This is a genomic window from Streptomyces sp. NPDC040545, from assembly GCF_055595065.1.
In genome coordinates, this window is the sequence record NZ_JBVIWA010000007.1 from 23,567 (window position 1) to 40,729 (window position 17,163).

The following is a 17,163-nucleotide window of genomic DNA, read 5'->3' on the forward strand; positions in this document are numbered from 1 at the left end:
GGTTGTTACACAACCTATGGGTGTCCGTGCGCCCACCGAAGGCTGGCTCGCACAGGCCCGTGACAACCCCTCCGTACCTTCGAATCCGTAGGACACGGGGATGAGCGGCTGGACGGGTGGAGGCGGTCTGAGATGGCGCACGGCGAGGTACTCGGATTCGAGGAGTACGTACGCACTCGGCAGGACGCGCTGCTGCGCAGCGCCCGGCGCCTGGTACCGGACCCCACCGACGCCCAGGACCTCCTGCAGACCGCGCTCGTACGCACCTACGGCCGCTGGGACGGCATCGCCGACAAGTCCCTGGCCGACGCCTACCTGCGCCGGGTCATGATCAACACCCGTACCGAGTGGTGGCGGGCCCGCAAGCTCGAAGAGGTTCCCACCGAGCAGCTCCCCGACGCCTCCGTCGAGGACGGCTCCGACCAGCGCGCCGACCGCGCCCTGCTCATGGACATCCTCAAGGTTCTCGCGCCCAAGCAGCGCAGCGTGGTCGTGCTGCGACACTGGGAGCAGATGAGCACCGAGGAGACGGCCGCGGCGCTCGGAATGTCGGCGGGAACCGTGAAGAGCACTCTGCACCGCGCGCTGGCCCGCCTCCGGCAGGAGCTGGAGAGCCGGGATCTGGACATGCGTGCGCTGGAGCGCGGTGACCACACCATGCGGTACGAGGGGCGTGAGCGGTGCGCGGCCTGAACGGCCAAGGTTTGTCCGGAGGTTCTCTGGTGCTGATGTCGGCGGGGACGGTCGTCCTCGTCGGCACAGCCGTGTTCGCGGTCGGGTGCGCCACGGGTGGCACCGGCCTGCGCGACGGCGGCCCGGCCCGCACCGAGGCCGTGGCCAAGGCCACGCCGTCGGGGCCCACCCCCGACGACTCCGTCCCGCCCTCGTCCGGCCGGCCGCTGAAGAAGGTCGACCCCGTCGGGCTGCTGATGAAGGACCCCAAGGTCGGCACCGACGTCAAACGGGACCTCAAGCCCTGCTCGGGCAAGGAGTACCCGGTCGACGTGAGCTACGGGAAGGTCACCGGAAGTCCTGTCGTGGACATCGTGGTGAACGTCCTGTCCTGCGCCGACGCCCTGGGCCGCGGAACGTACGTGTACCGGGCGGACGGAGACACGTACGAGAATGTGTTCTCGGACGAACAGCCACCCGTCTACGCGGAGATCGACCGGGGCGACCTGGTGGTCACGAAGCAGGTCTACGGAAAGAGCGACGCGCTCGCCTATCCGTCGGGCGAGGACGTGATCACGTACCGCTGGAACGGGGAGAAGTTCACCGAGCAGGACCGAGTTCACTCGGAGTACAGCAACGTGGTCGACGGCGGTGTCCAGCCCGCCCCGGTCACGAGTCAGAAGAACTGAGCACAGAAGAACCGAGGCGAGGCTCCCGCATGGCCGAGACCCATGTCCTGTTCGTGGAGGACGACGACGTCATCCGTGAGGCCACGACCCTGGCGCTGGAACGCGACGGGTTCGTGGTCACGGCCATGCCCGACGGCCTGTCCGGACTGGAGTCCTTCCGCGCGGACCGGCCCGACATCGCCCTGCTGGACGTGATGGTCCCGGGCATGGACGGCGTGAGCCTGTGCCGCCGCATCCGCGACGAGTCCACCGTCCCGGTGATCATGCTCTCCGCGCGCGCCGACTCCATCGACGTGGTGCTGGGCCTGGAGGCGGGCGCCGACGACTACGTCACCAAGCCCTTCGACGGATCCGTGCTCGTGGCCCGGATCCGCGCGGTGCTGCGCCGCTTCGACCACTCCGGCGGCCCGCAGAACGGCGGAGCCAACGGGGCGGACAACGGCTCGGACGCCGAGCGCGGGGTCCTCTCCTTCGGCGACCTGGAGGTGGACACCGAGGGCATGGAGGTCCGCCGGGCGGGCGCAGCCGTGGCCCTGACCCCGACCGAGATGCGGCTGCTGCTGGAGTTCTCCTCCGCACCCGGCACCGTGCTGTCGCGCGACCGCCTGCTGGAGCGGGTCTGGGACTACGACTGGGGCGGCGACACCCGTGTCGTGGACGTCCACGTCCAGCGGCTGCGCACCAAAATCGGACAGGACCGCATCGAAACGGTCCGGGGCTTCGGATACAAACTCAAGGCATGAGACGGTTCACCTTCCGCACGGGGATCCGCTGGAAGATCACCGTCGCCATCGCCTCCGTGGGCGTCCTCGTCACGATCGCGCTGAGCCTGGTGGTGCACAGTGCTGCCCGCGTGTCGATGCTGGAGAGCGCCCGCGAGGTGCAGCTGGAGCGCGTGCAGTTCATCTCCCGCAATGCCGAAGCCGGGCGCAAGCCGCCCATGGGGGCCAAGCTCAACGATCCCGAGCTGCCGGCCGAACTGCGGCACAAGGCGCAGTCGGGCCGGCGCGGGACCTACGTCCAGGAGCGGCCGGGCGGGGGGGTGCCCGAGGTGTGGGCCGCCCTACCGCTCGGGAACGGGATGGTGCTGTCGCTGCACACGCCGTTCCGGGAGAGCACCAATCTGCTCCCCGACCTGGACCGCGCCCTGCTCATCGGCGGGCTGTCCGCCGTGATCGGCGGCTCGGCGCTCGGCGTGCTCATCGGCGGGCAGATCTCGCGCCGGCTGCGCAAGGCCGCGGCGGCCTCGCAGCGGGTGGCGCACGGTGATCCCGACGTACGCGTCCGGGACGCGGTCGGTGGTGTCGTACGGGACGAGACGGACGACCTGGCGCGGGCCGTGGACGCCATGGCGGACGCCCTCCAGCAGCGGCTGGAGGCCGAGCGGCGGGTGACCGCGGACATCGCGCACGAGCTGCGGACCCCGGTGACGGGCCTGCTCACGGCGGCGGAACTGCTGCCTCCGGGGCGGCCCACGGAGCTGGTGCGGGACCGGGCCCAGGCGCTGCGCGCGCTGGTCGAGGACGTGCTGGAGGTGGCCCGGCTGGACAGTGCGTCGGAGCGGGCGGAGCTCCAGGACGTGGCGCTGGGCGAGTTCGTGAGCCGGCGGGTGGCGTCGCTGATGCCGGAGGCGACCGTACGGGTCGTCGCGGACGAGATCGTCAGCACCGACCCGCGCCGCCTGGAGCGGATCCTGGGGAACCTGCTGGCCAACGCCGCGCGTTACGGGCAGCCGCCGGTCCAGGTCGACGTCGAGGGCCGGGTCGTACGGGTCCGGGACCACGGGCCGGGCTTCCCCGAGGCACTGCTGCGCGAGGGGCCGAGCCGCTTCCGCACCGGGTCGACGGACCGCGCGGGCGTGGGGCACGGGCTGGGGCTGACCATCGCGGAGGGCCAGGCGCGGGTCCTGGGAGCCCGGCTGACGTTCCGCAACGTGGCCGCCCGGGGCGGCTCGGAGCGGGCGGGCGCGGCGGCGGGTGCGGTGGCGGTCCTGTGGCTGCCGGAGCACGCGCCGACGTCGACGGGCAGCTTCCCGGTCCTCAAGCTGCCGCAGGGCTGAACCGGGGCGGGTGGGGCGGACGGGTACCGGGCAGTATGCGCACGGAGGTCCGTGACTTAGCATCCAGTGGCATGACCGACGGTATGCATCCCCCGAGCCACCCGCAGCCCGAGTCCGCCCCCGGGAGCGGCGGATACGGGTTCCCGCCGGGACCGCCCGCACAGGACGGCTACGGCTACCCGACCCAGTCCGGCGGCTACGGCTACCCGCAGACGGGACAGCAGCCGAACCCGTACCAGCAGGACGCCGGGGACGGCCAGTGGCCTCCGTCCCAGCCGGGCTTCACGAGGCTGGCCGGTCCGGACCTCCCCGGCACCTCGCAGCAGCCTGACTGGGAGGCCATGGCCGACCGCTCCGCGGCCGAGCGGCGCAAGAAGCGGCTGTGGATGCTGGGCGGCGCGGTGACCGTGCTCGCGCTACTGGCGGGCGGCGGAACGTTCTTCCTGATGGGCGGCGACGAGGACGGACAGGACGCGCAGCCCTCGAACTCGGCCTCCGCCTCGCCCGAGCCGGAGGATGCCAAGGGCCCTGCCGGTTACACAGCGACCGTCGCGGGTGACGACACCCTGCTGCGCGACAGCTACGGCAGCATGGGGATCCGGCTCGGCCCGGACCTCAAGGTCGGCCCGCTGGGCAAGCGCTTCCAGGTCGTGGGCAAGGGCAACGGGAACTCGTGGGGGCAGTCCGCCGAGCCGGTGGTGGACGTGACCAAGAGCTTCACCGTCACGGCCCGCGCCTACAACTCCGCCGCCAAGGGCTCGCGGATCATCATGAGCCAGGGCGACGGGGAGTCGTTCTCCTTCGAGCTGGGCGTGAACGAGGTGAACGGCAAGCAAGCCTGGATCTTCCGCGTGCAGACGGGCGACAAGGGCGCCGCGGCCACCACGCGGACGGTCACCGCCGAGGGGCTCCAGATCATGAAGACGCCCACGCTGCTGATGGCCACCTACGACGCCGAGAAGAAGGCCATCGCGCTCTACGTGGACGGCAAGAAGGCCGGCGAGACCCCGGTGCCGCCGATCTGGCAGGCGCCCGGTCCGCTCCAGCTCGGCCGGTCCAAGCACCACAACATCTGGACCGGTCCGTGGCAGGGCGCCCTGCACAACATCAAGACCTACGACATGGCCTTCACGGCGGAGCAGGCCGCCGCGTACAAGGAGGGGAAGCTCGACCCATCGCCGAAGCCGACCCATGCCTGGCTGCTCACCTGATCGGTGAGCAGGGCGGGTCGGCCGGTACGACGGGTGCCGCGGGCGCCGCAGACGCGGCGGGTACGGCGGGTGCTGCGGTCGGGACGGGTCAGACGGTGACGCCGTTGGTGCGCAGGAAGGCGACCGGGTTGACGGCCGAGCCGTAGTTCGGGGTGGTGCGGATCTCGAAGTGCAGGTGCGGGCCGCTGGAGTTGCCGGTGTTGCCCGACAGGGCGATCCGCTGCGAGGCGTTGACCTTCTGGCCGATCTTGACCTGGATCTTCGAGAGGTGCGCGTACTGCGAGTACGTGGCGTTGGCGTGCTTGATCACGATGGCGTTGCCGTACGCGGGGCCGTCGCCGCCGCCGTTCGGGCCCGCCTTGACGACGACGCCGGCGGCCGCGGCCTTGACCGGGGTGCCGACCGGGACGGCGAAGTCCTGGCCGGAGTGCTTGTGGGACCACATGCTGCCGCCCTTGCCGAAGGTCGCGGACAGCGTGTACTTCTCCAGCGGCTTGTCCCAGAGACCGGTCTTCGAGGCGCCCGCCGCACCGGCGGCGCCGGCGGCCTTGGCGGTGACGGCGGTCTGCGGGGCGTCTGCGAACGCGGCGGTCGTGCCCGCCCCGAGGGCCAGCACCGCACCGAGAGCGGTGGTGCCGACAGCGATACGGGTACGACGGGTGTAGACGCGCTTCGCGAACATGTGCAGACCTCCGGGGCCGGGGACAAGGGGGGTTTCACACCTGTAAGAGGCATGAAGTGACCCGGCACGATCGAGCGAGTGCCGGGTTGGCTCATCCTTGGTAACCCGTGCCCCGGGACTTCCCCAAATGTCCCGATTACTAGCGGAACTCGTAGCGGCGCCCGTGTGACGCGCCCCGTTGACGCCTCTCTCCAGGGACGAAGGTCCCGCGGCAGGGCCTTTTCGATCTACGAAACAACCTAGTACGTCCGATTTGTCCTGTGCGGCTTGTCACCGGCCGCCCCACCGGAACCAGGGCCTTCTGAGGCCCAGGTCACAGGGGGTCCGGCCGGTCTCGGGGGGCGTGGCGCAGCATGGTGCGCGAGCAGCGACCCGATGACGCGAAAAAGGGGCGGCCCCGGAACCGAAAGGTTCCGGGGCCGCCCCTTGGTACTGATCCGCGCTTACGCGCCCTTCGACAGGTCCGGGCCGGAGCCCGTGGCCTCGATCGGGGGAAGGTCGGGCAGAGCCGACTTCTCCTCGCCGCGGAAGGTGAACTTGGCGTCCTCGCCCTCACCCTCCTTGCCGACGACCACGATCTGACCGGGACGCAGCTCGCCGAAGAGGATCTTCTCCGACAGCAGGTCCTCGATCTCGCGCTGGATGGTCCGGCGCAGCGGCCGGGCACCCATGATCGGGTCGTAGCCGCGCTTGGCGAGCAGGAGCTTCGCGTCACCGCTCAGCTCGATGCCCATATCGCGGTCCTTGAGGCGCTCGTCGACCTTGGCGATCATGAGGTCGACGATCTGGATGATGTCTTCCTCGGTGAGCTGGTGGAAGACGACCGTGTCGTCGACACGGTTGAGGAACTCGGGCCGGAAGTGCTGCTTGAGCTCTTCGTTGACCTTCGCCTTCATCCGGTCGTATCCGGTCTTGGTGTCGCCCTGGGCGGCGAAGCCCAGGTTGAAGCCCTTCGAGATGTCCCGGGTACCCAGGTTGGTCGTCATGATGATGACCGTGTTCTTGAAGTCCACGACCCGGCCCTGGGAGTCGGTCAGGCGACCGTCCTCCAGGATCTGGAGAAGGGAATTGAAGATATCCGGGTGGGCCTTCTCGACCTCGTCGAAGAGGACGACGGAGAACGGCTTCCGGCGCACCTTCTCGGTGAGCTGGCCGCCCTCTTCGTAGCCCACGTAGCCGGGGGGCGAACCGAAGAGACGGGAAACCGTGTGCTTCTCGCTGAACTCCGACATGTCGAGGGAGATCAGCGCGTCCTCGTCGCCGAAGAGGAATTCGGCGAGCGTCTTCGAGAGCTCGGTCTTACCGACACCGGACGGACCGGCGAAGATGAACGAGCCACCCGGGCGCTTCGGGTCCTTCAGACCCGCACGGGTACGGCGGATCGCCTGGGAGAGCGCCTTGATGGCGTCCTTCTGGCCGATGACCCGACGGTGGAGCTCGTCCTCCATGCGGAGCAGTCGCGACGACTCCTCCTCGGTGAGCTTGAAGACGGGAATGCCGGTCGCGGTCGCGAGGACTTCGGCGATGAGCTCGCCGTCGACCTCGGCGACGACGTCCATGTCGCCGGCCTTCCATTCCTTCTCGCGCTTGGTCTTCGCCGCCAGCAGCTGCTTCTCCTTGTCACGGAGAGACGCCGCCTTCTCGAAGTCCTGGGAGTCGATGGCCGACTCCTTGTCGCGGCGCACGGCCGCGATCTTCTCGTCGAACTCGCGGAGGTCCGGCGGCGCGGTCATCCGGCGGATGCGCATCCGGGAGCCGGCCTCGTCGATCAGGTCGATCGCCTTGTCCGGGAGGAAGCGGTCCGAGATGTACCGGTCCGCCAGCGTCGCCGCCTGGACGAGGGCCTCGTCCGTGATGGAGACGCGGTGGTGGGCCTCGTAGCGGTCGCGCAGGCCCTTGAGGATCTCGATCGTGTGGGGGAGGGAAGGCTCCGCCACCTGGATCGGCTGGAAGCGGCGCTCGAGGGCCGCGTCCTTCTCGAGGTGCTTGCGGTACTCGTCGAGCGTCGTGGCACCGATGGTCTGGAGCTCACCACGGGCCAGCATGGGCTTGAGGATGCTGGCGGCGTCGATCGCGCCCTCGGCGGCGCCCGCACCCACGAGGGTGTGGAGCTCGTCGATGAACAGGATGATGTCGCCGCGGGTGCGGATCTCCTTGAGCACCTTCTTCAGGCGCTCCTCGAAGTCACCGCGGTAGCGGGAACCCGCGACCAGGGCGCCGAGGTCAAGCGTGTAGAGGTGCTTGTCCTTCAGCGTCTCGGGAACCTCGCCCTTGACGATCGCCTGGGCCAGGCCCTCGACGACGGCGGTCTTGCCGACGCCGGGCTCGCCGATGAGGACCGGGTTGTTCTTCGTACGGCGGGACAGCACCTGCATGACCCGCTCGATCTCCTTCTCGCGCCCGATGACCGGGTCGAGCTTGGATTCGCGGGCCGCCTGGGTGAGGTTGCGGCCGAACTGGTCCAGGACGAGCGAGGTCGAGGGCGTGCCCTCGGCCGGCCCGCCGGCCGTGGCCGACTCCTTGCCTCCACCGGTGTAGCCGGAGAGCAGCTGGATGACCTGCTGCCGGACTCGGTTGAGATCGGCGCCCAGCTTCACGAGGACCTGGGCGGCGACGCCCTCGCCCTCGCGGATCAGGCCGAGCAGGATGTGCTCGGTGCCGATGTAGTTGTGGCCGAGCTGGAGGGCCTCTCGGAGCGAAAGCTCCAGGACCTTCTTCGCCCGCGGGGTGAAGGGGATGTGGCCGGACGGGGCCTGCTGCCCCTGACCGATGATCTCCTCAACCTGCTGGCGAACAGCCTCGAGCGAAATCCCGAGGCTCTCCAGGGCCTTAGCGGCGACACCCTCACCCTCGTGGATCAAGCCCAGGAGGATGTGCTCGGTGCCGATGTAGTTGTGGTTGAGCATCCGGGCTTCTTCCTGAGCCAGGACGACAACCCGCCGCGCGCGGTCGGTGAACCTCTCGAACATCGTTTATCGCTCCTCAGAGCGGTCGGGCAGTTCGGGGTCGGTCCCCGCCCTGTCCTTCCGCATGCTAGTCCCGCGGGGCGGGACAGCTCATTCCAACTGCCGACATCCGTCCGCGGCTCACCCCTGCCTCAGCGGGAAAACCGGCTTGAAGAGCCGACAACTGCTCCAACTCGATGGTGCGAGACGATGTTCCCGCAGGCCAGGCAGATACCCGTCATGCGTGTACGCCGACGGCGAACGGAAGCCCGTCAAATCAGCGTGTCGCCCCGATCCACTAGGAATGTCTTACCCGTAAGGACTGACACTCCATGCCGGCGCCACCGGTTCCCTCAGCTAAGGGCGAACACAGTTGCGTCCCGAATGCGGACTCCGGACTCCACGGACGTTTACGTTCCGCATGACCGTGAGTGCGGTGTGTCACATCGAGCGTAACCCCGGGGCGTTTCGGAAGTTGCTCCGGACATGGCCGTAACCCTCCCGCCGCTCGCCCCGCCGACCGTGCCGTCGCCCCGCCCGGCGCCCGAGGAGGACGCGTACGCCTCCTGGTACGGGAGAGTGCTCGGCTGGACCGTCGTGGGCGGGCCGCCCGCCCAGCTCGCGACCGGCATCCGGTTCGACGTGCTGGAGCTGCCGTCCGACGCGGGTGCCGCACTGCTGCGCAGGCCGGTCGCCACGGGCCCGGTGGCCCTCATGGGGCGCCGGATGCGGTTCCTGGTGGCCGCGGGGAGCGCAGAGGAGCTCGACGGGCTGCTCGACTGGCTGGAGTGGGGCGGGGTCGCCCTCGATCTCGCCGCCCTGGGTGCGGGTGGCCGGATCACCGCCCCGGTGCCGCCGGGGCATTGCGCCGGGGACGGGAGTCCCCGGGGGGCCGCCGTGTGGCTACGGCCCCCCGAGCAGGGGTGCGAGGCACTTCTGCCTGCCCTGTCCGGTCCCGGACAGGGCGCCGGTCCCGGGCGGGTGACCGCCGGGCCCGATCTCGTGCGCCTGGTCTCCGCGGCGGCGACGGAATGCCACCGCGCGCGGCTCCGGCGCCGTACGCCCCTGCGGAGCGCCGTGGCCGGGCCTCCCTCGCGGGCCGGCCGGGTCAGTCCCTGACGGGTCAGCCCCGGTTCTCGTAGGCGTCGCGGATCTCCTGCGGAACACGACCGCGGTCGTTGACGCTCATGCCCTGGGACTTCGCCCAGGCGCGGATCTCCGCGGTGTCCGGGTTGCCGGACGCCGCGGCCGTACGGCCCTTGGCGCGACCGGTGGACGCGCGGCCACCGGTACGGCGGCCGCCCTTGGTGTACGGGTCGAGCAGACCGCGGAGCTTTTCAGCGTTGGCGGTGGTGAGGTCGATCTCGTAGGTCTTGCCATCCAGAGCGAACGTCACCGTCTCGTCCGCCTCGCCACCGTCGAGGTCGTCGACAAGAAGGACCTGAACCTTCTGTGCCACCGGGATTTCCTTTCATCGAAAAGCAGTACGCGGAAAGGAAACCGCTTTTGCCTGGAAAACACAAACCCCCGGGGAGAGGTTCGAGACCGCAACAGGGCGGGAAACGTGCGCGATTCGGACATAGGCCACAGGTGCGCGGAGCACCGGAAAAGCTGAGGCCATCGATCAGAGGTGCAGAAGCATCCGACTGTTGCCCAAGGTGTTCGGCTTCACCCGTTCGAGACCGAGGAACTCGGCGACACCCTCGTCATAGGAACGCAGCAGCTCCATGTAGACATCGGTCTTGACCGGGGTCTCGCCGATCTCGACGAAGCCGTGCTTCGCGAAGAACTCGACTTCGAAGGTGAGGCAGAAAACCCGGCTCACCCCGAGGGTACGGGCGGTACGCAACAACTGCTCCAGCACCTGATGCCCGACCCCGGCGCCCTTCAAGCCCCGGTCGACGGCGAGAGTGCGCACTTCGGCAAGGTCTTCCCACATCACGTGGAGTGCGCCGCAGCCTACGACCTGGCCGTCGGACTCGCGTTCCGCGACCCAGAACTCCTGGATGTCCTCGTAAAGGACGACCGGAGCTTTGTCGAGCAGGATCCGCTGCTGCACGTACTGGTCGAGGAGGCGGCGCAGCGCGGGAACATCACGCGTCCGGGCACGGCGGATCGTCACTGATTCTGCATGTGCAGTGGAAAACTCTCCCATGGCTGCGGACGTTATCGCCCCGGCTCCTGCGGGCGCTCGGCGGACTCCCCCTCGGCCACGGGCGGAGCGGGGGGTTCGGGGGCGGTGTCGGCGCCCGACTCGTCGTCGTACTGGACGACCCGCACGGCGTCGCGGAGGGCGTCCCGCTGTTCCGCGGACATCATGCCGAAGAAGGCCACGAGGGCGGCCGCGGGGTTGTCGCTCGTCGACCACGCCTCGTTCATCAGTGCGGCCGAGTAGGCGGCGCGGGTGGAGACCGCCGTATATCGATAGGCGCGGCCTTCTGCTTCCCGGCGGACCCAGCCCTTCTGATGAAGATTGTCCATAACGGTCATGACCGTGGTGTACGCGATGGACCGTTCCTGCTGGAGGTCTTCCAGGACTTCTCGCACAGTGACCGGGCGGTTCCACTGCCACACCCGTGTCATGACGGCGTCTTCGAGTTCTCCCAAGGGGCGAGGCACAGCAGCACGATAGTGCGGCTTGTGCTGAATTGCCCGACTATTCGCTCGGCAACGCGCAAGAAAATCGGGCGCACGGCCGGTGAAGCCGCACGCCCTGAGGGTTACTTCTGCTGCTGCTGGGTGGCCTCTGCCCGGGCGAGCACGGCGTCGACCGCCGCGTCCTCCTTGGCCTTGTTGGAACCGCCCTGGCTCTTCACGATCGTCATGACGAGGGCGATGAAGAACACGGCCATCACGAAGGGGGGCACGAGCGCGGAGACATAGTCCATGCCCCACAGCGTAGCTACCCGGCGGCCCACCCGGCCGCCGGGGGCGGGCTGGGCTTGCGGCGCGGCGGGAACACCTCGCCAGGGGTCGGAATGGGCCGCTCCGGACGTGGCGGCTCCTTGGGGTGCGGCGCCGGGCGGGCCGGCGGCTCGTCCTTCTCCTTGCCGCCGGCCAGGGCCAGCAGCCGGGTCCGGGGCGCGGGGGCGGTCGACAGCCGCCGCCGTACGGAGCGCTCCGCGACCGTCCGGACCCGTTCCAGCAGCGCGGCGGCGAGCGGGTTGGCGCGGAGCGCGCGCAGGGCGGCGAGGTCGTCGGGCTCCGGTTCGTACCCGGCGGCCAGGGCGTCCTGCAGCAGCTCCAGGTAGCCGGAGAGACTGCCGGGCAGGGCGCCGCGGTAGCGGGCGAGGTCCGCGAGGAGGAACGCTCTGAGCCGGCCCGCCTCCTGGACCGCTTCGTCCACCGACCGCGCGAGGCGCAGGCAGTCCTGGACCTCCTCGGCCGCCAGGGGGGCCGAGGAGGACTGAAGGGCGTGGGCGAGGAGGCGCCTGAGCAGGTGCAGCTCAGCGGCGCTGAACGCCATGCCGCCGCGGGATCCGTAGGGCGTGGGCATGGGCCGAAGATACGCGCTAATCGGACAAAATCCCCTGATCGCGGCTGCGGCGCGCTCGGCGGGTCCCTCAGCCGGTCTCTTTGACCGCGCGCAGGAAGTCGGCCCAGGCGGCCTGGGTGGTGGCGAGCACGAGGTGGGCGGGGTCGGCACGGTCGGCGACCTTGACGAGGGCTCCGGGGGCGGTGGCGACGTAGACGCAGGCGTCGCCCTCACTGCAGAACGAGGACTTACGCCACGCGGGCTGAGTGGTCACGGTGTCTCCTCCGGGCGCGGTGGCCGGTAATTGCCGTCAATGACGGTAACGCCGTGGCCGGGCCGCGCCGGTGACTTTCGGGAATTCGGCGTTTCGCCCTTGCCTTCCGAGGGCGGTGCGGGTACCGCTGAGCTGGTCTTCTCCCCGCCCCGCCCTTTCGCCGTTTCCCGGGGCTGCGCCCCGGAACCCGCGCCTCGAACTCCCCCAGCTACCGCTGGGAGGTGCCCCCTGGCGAGGCCGGATTCGCAGGATCCGGAAGACGGCCTAGATCCGGGCCACGAAGGCCGAGACCGCTTCGTGGACGTCGGCCTCCGTCCAGGACAGGCCCGGCGCGGTGATTTCCACTTCCGTCACCGCCAGGCCCGGCGGGCCCTCGGCGGACCAGCGGCGGAAGAGGACCGTGCCCGTCTCCTCGGCCTGCCGCAGGCCCGCCTGCGTCAGCCGGTCCGGCTCGTACGGGAGCCACACCTGGAACTGGTGGGTGTGCGGCTCCTCCGGGTGGATCCGGGCCCAGGGGACCCCCGAATCCGCGAACGCCGAGCGCAGCGCCCCGGCCACGACCCGCGCCTGGGCCACGTACGACGGCAGCCGGGGCAGTTCCCGTTCCAGTCCGGCCAGCGCCGAGAGGGCCTGCGGGAACTGCCGGAAGATCTGGCCGCCGTAGCGGTGCCGCCAGACCCGGGTCTCCTCGACGAATTCCCGCGGCCCCGCCAGGGCCGCCCCGCTGAGGCCGCCGAGCGACTTGTAGAAGGAGACGTAGACCGAGTCCGCGAGGCCCGCGATCTCCGGCAGGGTGCGGCCGAAGTGGACGGTGGACTCCCACAGCCGGGCCCCGTCGAAGTGGACGACCGCGTCCCGCGCCCGGGCCGCCTCGGTGAGCGCCTCCAGCTCCTCCCAGGTGGGCAGCAGGAAGCCCGCGTCCCGCAGCGGCAGCTCGACCATCAGCGTGCCGAAGGGCTCCCGGAGCGATTCGACGTCCGCGGCCGACGGCGGGCGGGCCTCCGTCGTCGGGTGCGCCACCCGCAGCCCGGAGACGGCCGACAGGGCGTCGCCCTCCCACCGCTCCGGATGGCTCATCGGGTGCAGCGCCACCACCGGGTTCCCGGTCCGGCCCGCCCAGCACCGCAGCGCGATCTGCTGCGCCATCGTGCCGCTGGGGAAGAACGCCGCGTCCTCGGTCCCCAGCAGCTCGGCGACCTTGCGCTCCAGTGCGCCGACGATTCCGTCGCCGTAGACGTCGGCCGGCCCGTCCATGCCGTACGGGGCTTCGGCGAGCGAGCCGAGCAGCTCCCCCACGGTGGGCTCCAGCAGGCTGCGCGACAGTTTCCGCTCCGCCCCGCGCCAGGCCGCGACCAGCCGCTTCGTACGTTCGATGTCCTCGCTGTCATCACTCATGGGCAAAGATCCTCGCTCCCGTCGCCGCCGACCGGCCAACTGCCCCAGGAGCTAGCATGGCGGCGTATCGTCCGGTACCCCCCGCGGACTGGAACGGAAGGGCCCTTCCCGCGTGAATCCATCACAGCAGCCACGCCCTGCCCGGCTCGCCGTCGGCATCGTCGGAGCCGGCCGCGTCGGTCCCGCGCTGGCGTGCGCGCTCCAGCAGGCCGGGCACCGGCCCGTAGCCGTCTCCGGAGTCTCCGACTCGTCCGTGCGCCGGGCCGCGCGGATGCTGCCCGATGTGCCGCTCGTACCGCCCGCGCAGGTGCTGGAGCTGGCCGACCTGGTGCTCCTGACCGTCCCCGACGACGCGCTGCCGTCCCTGGTGGAGGGCCTCGCCGAGACCGGCGCGGTCCGGCCCGGACAGCTCCTGGTGCACACCTCCGGCCGGTACGGGACCTCCGTGCTCGACCCCGCGCGCCGGGCGGGCGCCCTGCCGCTGGCCCTGCACCCGGCGATGACCTTCACCGGGACCGAGGTCGACGTGCAGCGGCTCGCCGGCTGCTCCTTCGGGGTCACCGCCCCCGAGGAGCTGCGCCTGGCCGCCGAGGCCCTGGTCATCGAGATGGGCGGGGAGCCCGAGTGGATCGCGGAGGAGAACCGTCCGCTCTACCACGCGGCCCTGGCCCTCGGCGCGAACCACCTGGTCACGCTGGTCGCCCAGTCGATGGAGCTGCTGGCCAAGGCCGGCGTGGAGCACCCCGACCGGATGCTCGGCCCGCTGCTCGGCGCGGCCCTCGACAACGCCCTGCGCTCCGGTGACGCCGCCCTGACCGGGCCGGTGGCCCGCGGGGACGCCGGTACGGTCGCCGCGCACGTCTCCGAGCTGCGCAGGCACGCGCCCGGCGCGGTCGCCGGATACCTGGCGATGGCCCGCACGACCGCGGACCGGGCCCTCGCGCACGGTCTGCTCAAGCCCGAACTCGCCGAGGACCTGCTCGGTGTGCTCGCCGACACGGACTCCGACGGGGGCGACCGGTGACCGACCTGCTGCTGCACACCGCGGAAGAGCTGCACAAGCTGCCGCGCACCGGCCGCCGGGCCGTGGTGATGACCATGGGCGCCCTCCACGAGGGCCACGCCACCTTGATCCGCACGGCCCGCGAACAGGCCGGGCCCGAGGGGCAGGTCGTCGTCACCGTCTTCGTCAACCCCCTGCAGTTCGGGGCGGGCGAGGACCTCGACCGCTACCCCCGCACCCTCGACGCGGATCTGCGGATCGCCGAAGAGGCGGGCGCCGACGCGGTCTTCGCCCCCGCCGTCGACGAGGTCTACCCGGGCGGTGACCCGCAGGTGCGGATCAGCGCCGGCCCCATGGGCGAGCGCCTCGAAGGGGCCACCCGCCCCGGGCACTTCGACGGAATGCTGACGGTCGTCGCCAAGCTGCTCCACCTCACCCGCCCCGACCTGGCCCTCTTCGGCCAGAAGGACGCGCAGCAACTGGCCCTGATCCGGCGGATGGTGACCGACCTGAACTTCCCCGTCGAGGTGGTCGGCGTACCGACCGTCCGCGAGGAGGACGGGCTCGCGCTGTCGTCCCGCAACCGCTACCTCTCCACGGCGGAGCGGCACACCGCACTGGCCCTGTCCCGTGCCCTGTTCGCCGGCCGCGACCGGCTCGCCGCGCAGGCGGCGCTGCGCGCCCGCGCCGAGGCCTCCCCGGCCAGCGACGAGCGGGCCACCGCCCTGGCCCGCCTCGGCGAGATCCGCGCCTCCGCCGACGCGCACGCCGTCTCGGCGGCCGGCGCCGGGCTGCCGGACGCCGTACGGGCCGCCGCGCTGCACGTCCTGGACGAGGCGGGCCGCCACGAGCCGCCGCTCGTGCTGGACTACCTGGCGCTGGTGGACCCGCTGGACTTCACCGAGACCGGTCAGGACTTCACCGGGCAGGCCGTACTGGCCGTCGCCGCGAAGGTGGGCTCGACCCGGCTGATCGACAACATCCCATTGGAATTCGGAGCACACTCGTGAGCACCCCAGGCAGAGGCATCCCGTCGGGCGGGGCAGGCGCAGGCACCGGCATACGGCTGCACGCTCCGGCCCCCGGCTGGTCCCTCGACGCCGATGTCGTGGTCGTCGGTTCCGGCGTGGCGGGCCTGACCGCCGCGCTGCGCTGCGCCGCCGGGGGCCGCCGTACCGTCGTGGTCACCAAGGCCCGGCTCGACGACGGCTCCACCCGCTGGGCCCAGGGCGGTATCGCCGCGGCCCTCGGCGAGGGCGACACCCCCGAGCAGCACCTCGACGACACCCTGGTCGCCGGTGCGGGCCTGTGCGACGAGGAGGCCGTCCGGCTGCTCGTCACCGAGGGCCCCGACGCGGTGCGGCGGCTGATGGCCACCGGCGCGGTCTTCGACACCTCCACGGAGACCGGCGAGATAGAACTGACCCGCGAGGGCGGGCACCACCGCCGCCGGATCGCGCACGCGGGCGGCGACGCCACCGGCGCCGAGATCTCGCGGGCGCTCGTCGAGGCCGTCCAGGCCGCGGGCATCGAGACCGTGGAGAACGCCCTCGTCCTGGACCTGCTGCAGGACGCGCAGGGCCGTACGGCCGGTGTGACCCTGCACGTCATGGGCGAGGGCCAGCACGACGGGGTCGGTGCCGTGCACGCGCCCGCCGTGATCCTCGCGACCGGCGGCATGGGCCAGGTCTTCTCCGCGACGACCAACCCGTCGGTGTCCACCGGTGACGGCGTGGCGCTCGCGCTGCGGGCCGGCGCCGAGATCTCCGACCTCGAATTCGTGCAGTTCCACCCGACGGTGCTCTTCCTCGGCCCGGACGCCGAGGGGCAGCAGCCGCTGGTGTCGGAGGCGGTCCGGGGCGAGGGCGCGTACCTCGTCGACGCGGACGGCGTGCGCTTCATGCAGGGCCAGCACGAGCTCGCCGAACTCGCGCCGCGCGACATCGTCGCCAAGGGCATCATGCGCCGCATGCAGGAGCAGGGCGCGCAGCACATGTACCTCGACGCCCGGCACTTCGGCGCGCAGATGTGGGAGCAGCGCTTCCCGACCATCCTGGCCGCCTGCCGCTCCCACGGCATCGACCCGGTGACCGAGCCCATCCCGGTCGCGCCCGCCGCGCACTACGCCTCCGGCGGCGTACGGACCGACCTGCACGGGCGGACCACCGTCCCGGGCCTGTACGCCTGCGGCGAGGTCGCCTGCACCGGTGTGCACGGAGCGAACCGGCTGGCCTCCAACTCCCTGCTGGAGGGTCTGGTCTTCGCCGAGCGGATCGCCGAGGACATCGTCGCCGAGCGGCCCGCCGGCAGCGGCCCGGGCATACCGGTCCCGGCCACCGGCCCGCTGCAGCCCGCCGGTGCCCGGTTCGAGGTCCAGCGGATCATGACCGAGGGCGCGGGCGTGCTCCGCTCCGCCGAGTCGCTGAGCGCGGCCGCCGAGGCCCTCGAAGGGCTGTACGCCACCGCCCTGAACGATCTCGAAGCGCACGGCAAGACCGCCGAGCCGGGCGTGGACACCTGGGAGGCCACGAACCTGCTGTGCGTGGCGCGGGTCCTGGTCGCCGCGGCACAGCGGCGCGTGGAGACCCGCGGCTGCCACTGGCGCGAGGACCACCCCGAGCGGGACGATGCGCACTGGCGCCGCCATCTCGTCGTCCGGCTCTCGGCGACCGAGAAGCGCGCCCTGGTCGTCGTACCCACCGACTCCGCGGACTTCCCGTCCGTGCACCCCCTGAGCACCCCGAGCCTGGAGCAGTGA

The 17,163-nt window shown here is 71.2% G+C and carries 18 protein-coding genes; 9 read left to right on the forward strand and 9 right to left on the reverse strand.

From position 1 onward, the window contains the following. Positions 1-132: 132 nt before the first annotated feature. The 5 genes from ACZ573_RS16040 to ACZ573_RS16060 all read left to right on the forward strand — a co-directional run bounded on the left by ACZ573_RS16040 (position 133) and on the right by ACZ573_RS16060 (position 4,631). Positions 133-693 carry a SigE family RNA polymerase sigma factor gene (locus ACZ573_RS16040; RefSeq protein ID WP_030010715.1) on the forward strand — a complete coding sequence of 187 codons (561 nt, stop codon included), beginning with the start codon at positions 133-135 and terminating at the stop codon, positions 691-693. 35 nt (positions 694-728) lie between these two features. After that, the gene (locus tag ACZ573_RS16045) at positions 729-1,361 is read left to right on the forward strand and encodes a hypothetical protein (RefSeq protein WP_471304651.1); all 633 of its coding nucleotides are present in this window, start codon (positions 729-731) and stop codon (positions 1,359-1,361) included. A 29-nt stretch (positions 1,362-1,390) separates the two neighbouring features. After that, positions 1,391-2,104 (forward strand): two-component system response regulator CseB, encoded by a 714-nt coding sequence (gene cseB / locus ACZ573_RS16050; RefSeq protein ID WP_301368242.1) that lies wholly within the window; start codon positions 1,391-1,393, stop codon positions 2,102-2,104. Continuing rightward, on the forward strand, positions 2,101-3,420 hold the full coding sequence (cseC, locus tag ACZ573_RS16055) for a two-component system sensor histidine kinase CseC (protein ID WP_471304172.1): 1,320 nt from the start codon (positions 2,101-2,103) through the stop codon (positions 3,418-3,420). The genes cseB and cseC overlap by 4 nt, the downstream gene beginning before the upstream one ends. 71 nt (positions 3,421-3,491) lie before the next feature. Further along, positions 3,492-4,631, forward strand: coding sequence for a LamG-like jellyroll fold domain-containing protein (locus ACZ573_RS16060; protein ID WP_471304174.1), 1,140 nt, complete (start codon positions 3,492-3,494; stop codon positions 4,629-4,631). Between the two features lie 88 nt (positions 4,632-4,719). Here ACZ573_RS16060 and ACZ573_RS16065 read toward each other — a convergent pair whose 3' ends face one another. After that, positions 4,720-5,313, reverse strand: coding sequence for a M23 family metallopeptidase (locus ACZ573_RS16065; RefSeq protein ID WP_471304177.1), 594 nt, complete (start codon positions 5,311-5,313; stop codon positions 4,720-4,722). Positions 5,314-5,756: 443 nt separating this feature from the next. Beyond that, positions 5,757-8,282, reverse strand: a complete 2,526-nt coding sequence (locus tag ACZ573_RS16070; RefSeq protein ID WP_471304180.1) for an ATP-dependent Clp protease ATP-binding subunit — start codon at positions 8,280-8,282, stop codon at positions 5,757-5,759. 462 nt (positions 8,283-8,744) lie between these two features. Between ACZ573_RS16070 and ACZ573_RS16075 the strand changes: the two genes are divergently transcribed. Continuing rightward, positions 8,745-9,377 (forward strand): SCO3374 family protein, encoded by a 633-nt coding sequence (locus ACZ573_RS16075; protein ID WP_471304183.1) that lies wholly within the window; start codon positions 8,745-8,747, stop codon positions 9,375-9,377. 4 nt (positions 9,378-9,381) lie between these two features. On the opposite strand, the gene ACZ573_RS16080 is transcribed toward ACZ573_RS16075, so the two are convergent. The 7 genes from ACZ573_RS16080 to ACZ573_RS16110 form a co-directional block, all read right to left on the reverse strand. After that, positions 9,382-9,717 (reverse strand): histone-like nucleoid-structuring protein Lsr2, encoded by a 336-nt coding sequence (locus ACZ573_RS16080; protein ID WP_351148357.1) that lies wholly within the window; start codon positions 9,715-9,717, stop codon positions 9,382-9,384. 165 nt (positions 9,718-9,882) lie between these two features. Next, positions 9,883-10,413: an amino-acid N-acetyltransferase gene (locus ACZ573_RS16085; RefSeq protein ID WP_301368256.1), complete on the reverse strand. Its 531-nt coding sequence runs from the start codon at positions 10,411-10,413 to the stop codon at positions 9,883-9,885. 11 nt (positions 10,414-10,424) lie between these two features. After that, positions 10,425-10,877, reverse strand: a complete 453-nt coding sequence (locus ACZ573_RS16090; protein WP_382549027.1) for a BlaI/MecI/CopY family transcriptional regulator — start codon at positions 10,875-10,877, stop codon at positions 10,425-10,427. 101 nt (positions 10,878-10,978) lie between these two features. Beyond that, the gene (locus ACZ573_RS16095; protein WP_030009899.1) at positions 10,979-11,146 is read right to left on the reverse strand and encodes a hypothetical protein; all 168 of its coding nucleotides are present in this window, start codon (positions 11,144-11,146) and stop codon (positions 10,979-10,981) included. 14 nt (positions 11,147-11,160) lie between these two features. Beyond that, positions 11,161-11,724, reverse strand: coding sequence for a hypothetical protein (locus ACZ573_RS16100; protein ID WP_471304654.1), 564 nt, complete (start codon positions 11,722-11,724; stop codon positions 11,161-11,163). A 97-nt stretch (positions 11,725-11,821) separates the two neighbouring features. Then, positions 11,822-12,007, reverse strand: coding sequence for a DUF397 domain-containing protein (locus ACZ573_RS16105; protein WP_030389722.1), 186 nt, complete (start codon positions 12,005-12,007; stop codon positions 11,822-11,824). Between the two features lie 264 nt (positions 12,008-12,271). After that, positions 12,272-13,402: a threonine aldolase family protein gene (locus tag ACZ573_RS16110; RefSeq protein WP_471304187.1), complete on the reverse strand. Its 1,131-nt coding sequence runs from the start codon at positions 13,400-13,402 to the stop codon at positions 12,272-12,274. Between the two features lie 112 nt (positions 13,403-13,514). Here ACZ573_RS16110 and ACZ573_RS16115 point away from each other — a divergent pair, with 112 nt between their 5' ends. The 3 genes from ACZ573_RS16115 to ACZ573_RS16125 are packed head-to-tail and all read left to right on the forward strand — an operon-like array spanning position 13,515 to position 17,163. Further along, positions 13,515-14,426: a Rossmann-like and DUF2520 domain-containing protein gene (locus ACZ573_RS16115; protein ID WP_471304190.1), complete on the forward strand. Its 912-nt coding sequence runs from the start codon at positions 13,515-13,517 to the stop codon at positions 14,424-14,426. Next, positions 14,423-15,415 (forward strand): pantoate--beta-alanine ligase, encoded by a 993-nt coding sequence (gene panC / locus ACZ573_RS16120; RefSeq protein ID WP_471304193.1) that lies wholly within the window; start codon positions 14,423-14,425, stop codon positions 15,413-15,415. Before ACZ573_RS16115 ends, panC begins: the two co-directional genes overlap by 4 nt. Further along, positions 15,412-17,163 carry an L-aspartate oxidase gene (locus tag ACZ573_RS16125; RefSeq protein ID WP_471304195.1) on the forward strand — a complete coding sequence of 584 codons (1,752 nt, stop codon included), beginning with the start codon at positions 15,412-15,414 and terminating at the stop codon, positions 17,161-17,163. The genes panC and ACZ573_RS16125 overlap by 4 nt, the downstream gene beginning before the upstream one ends.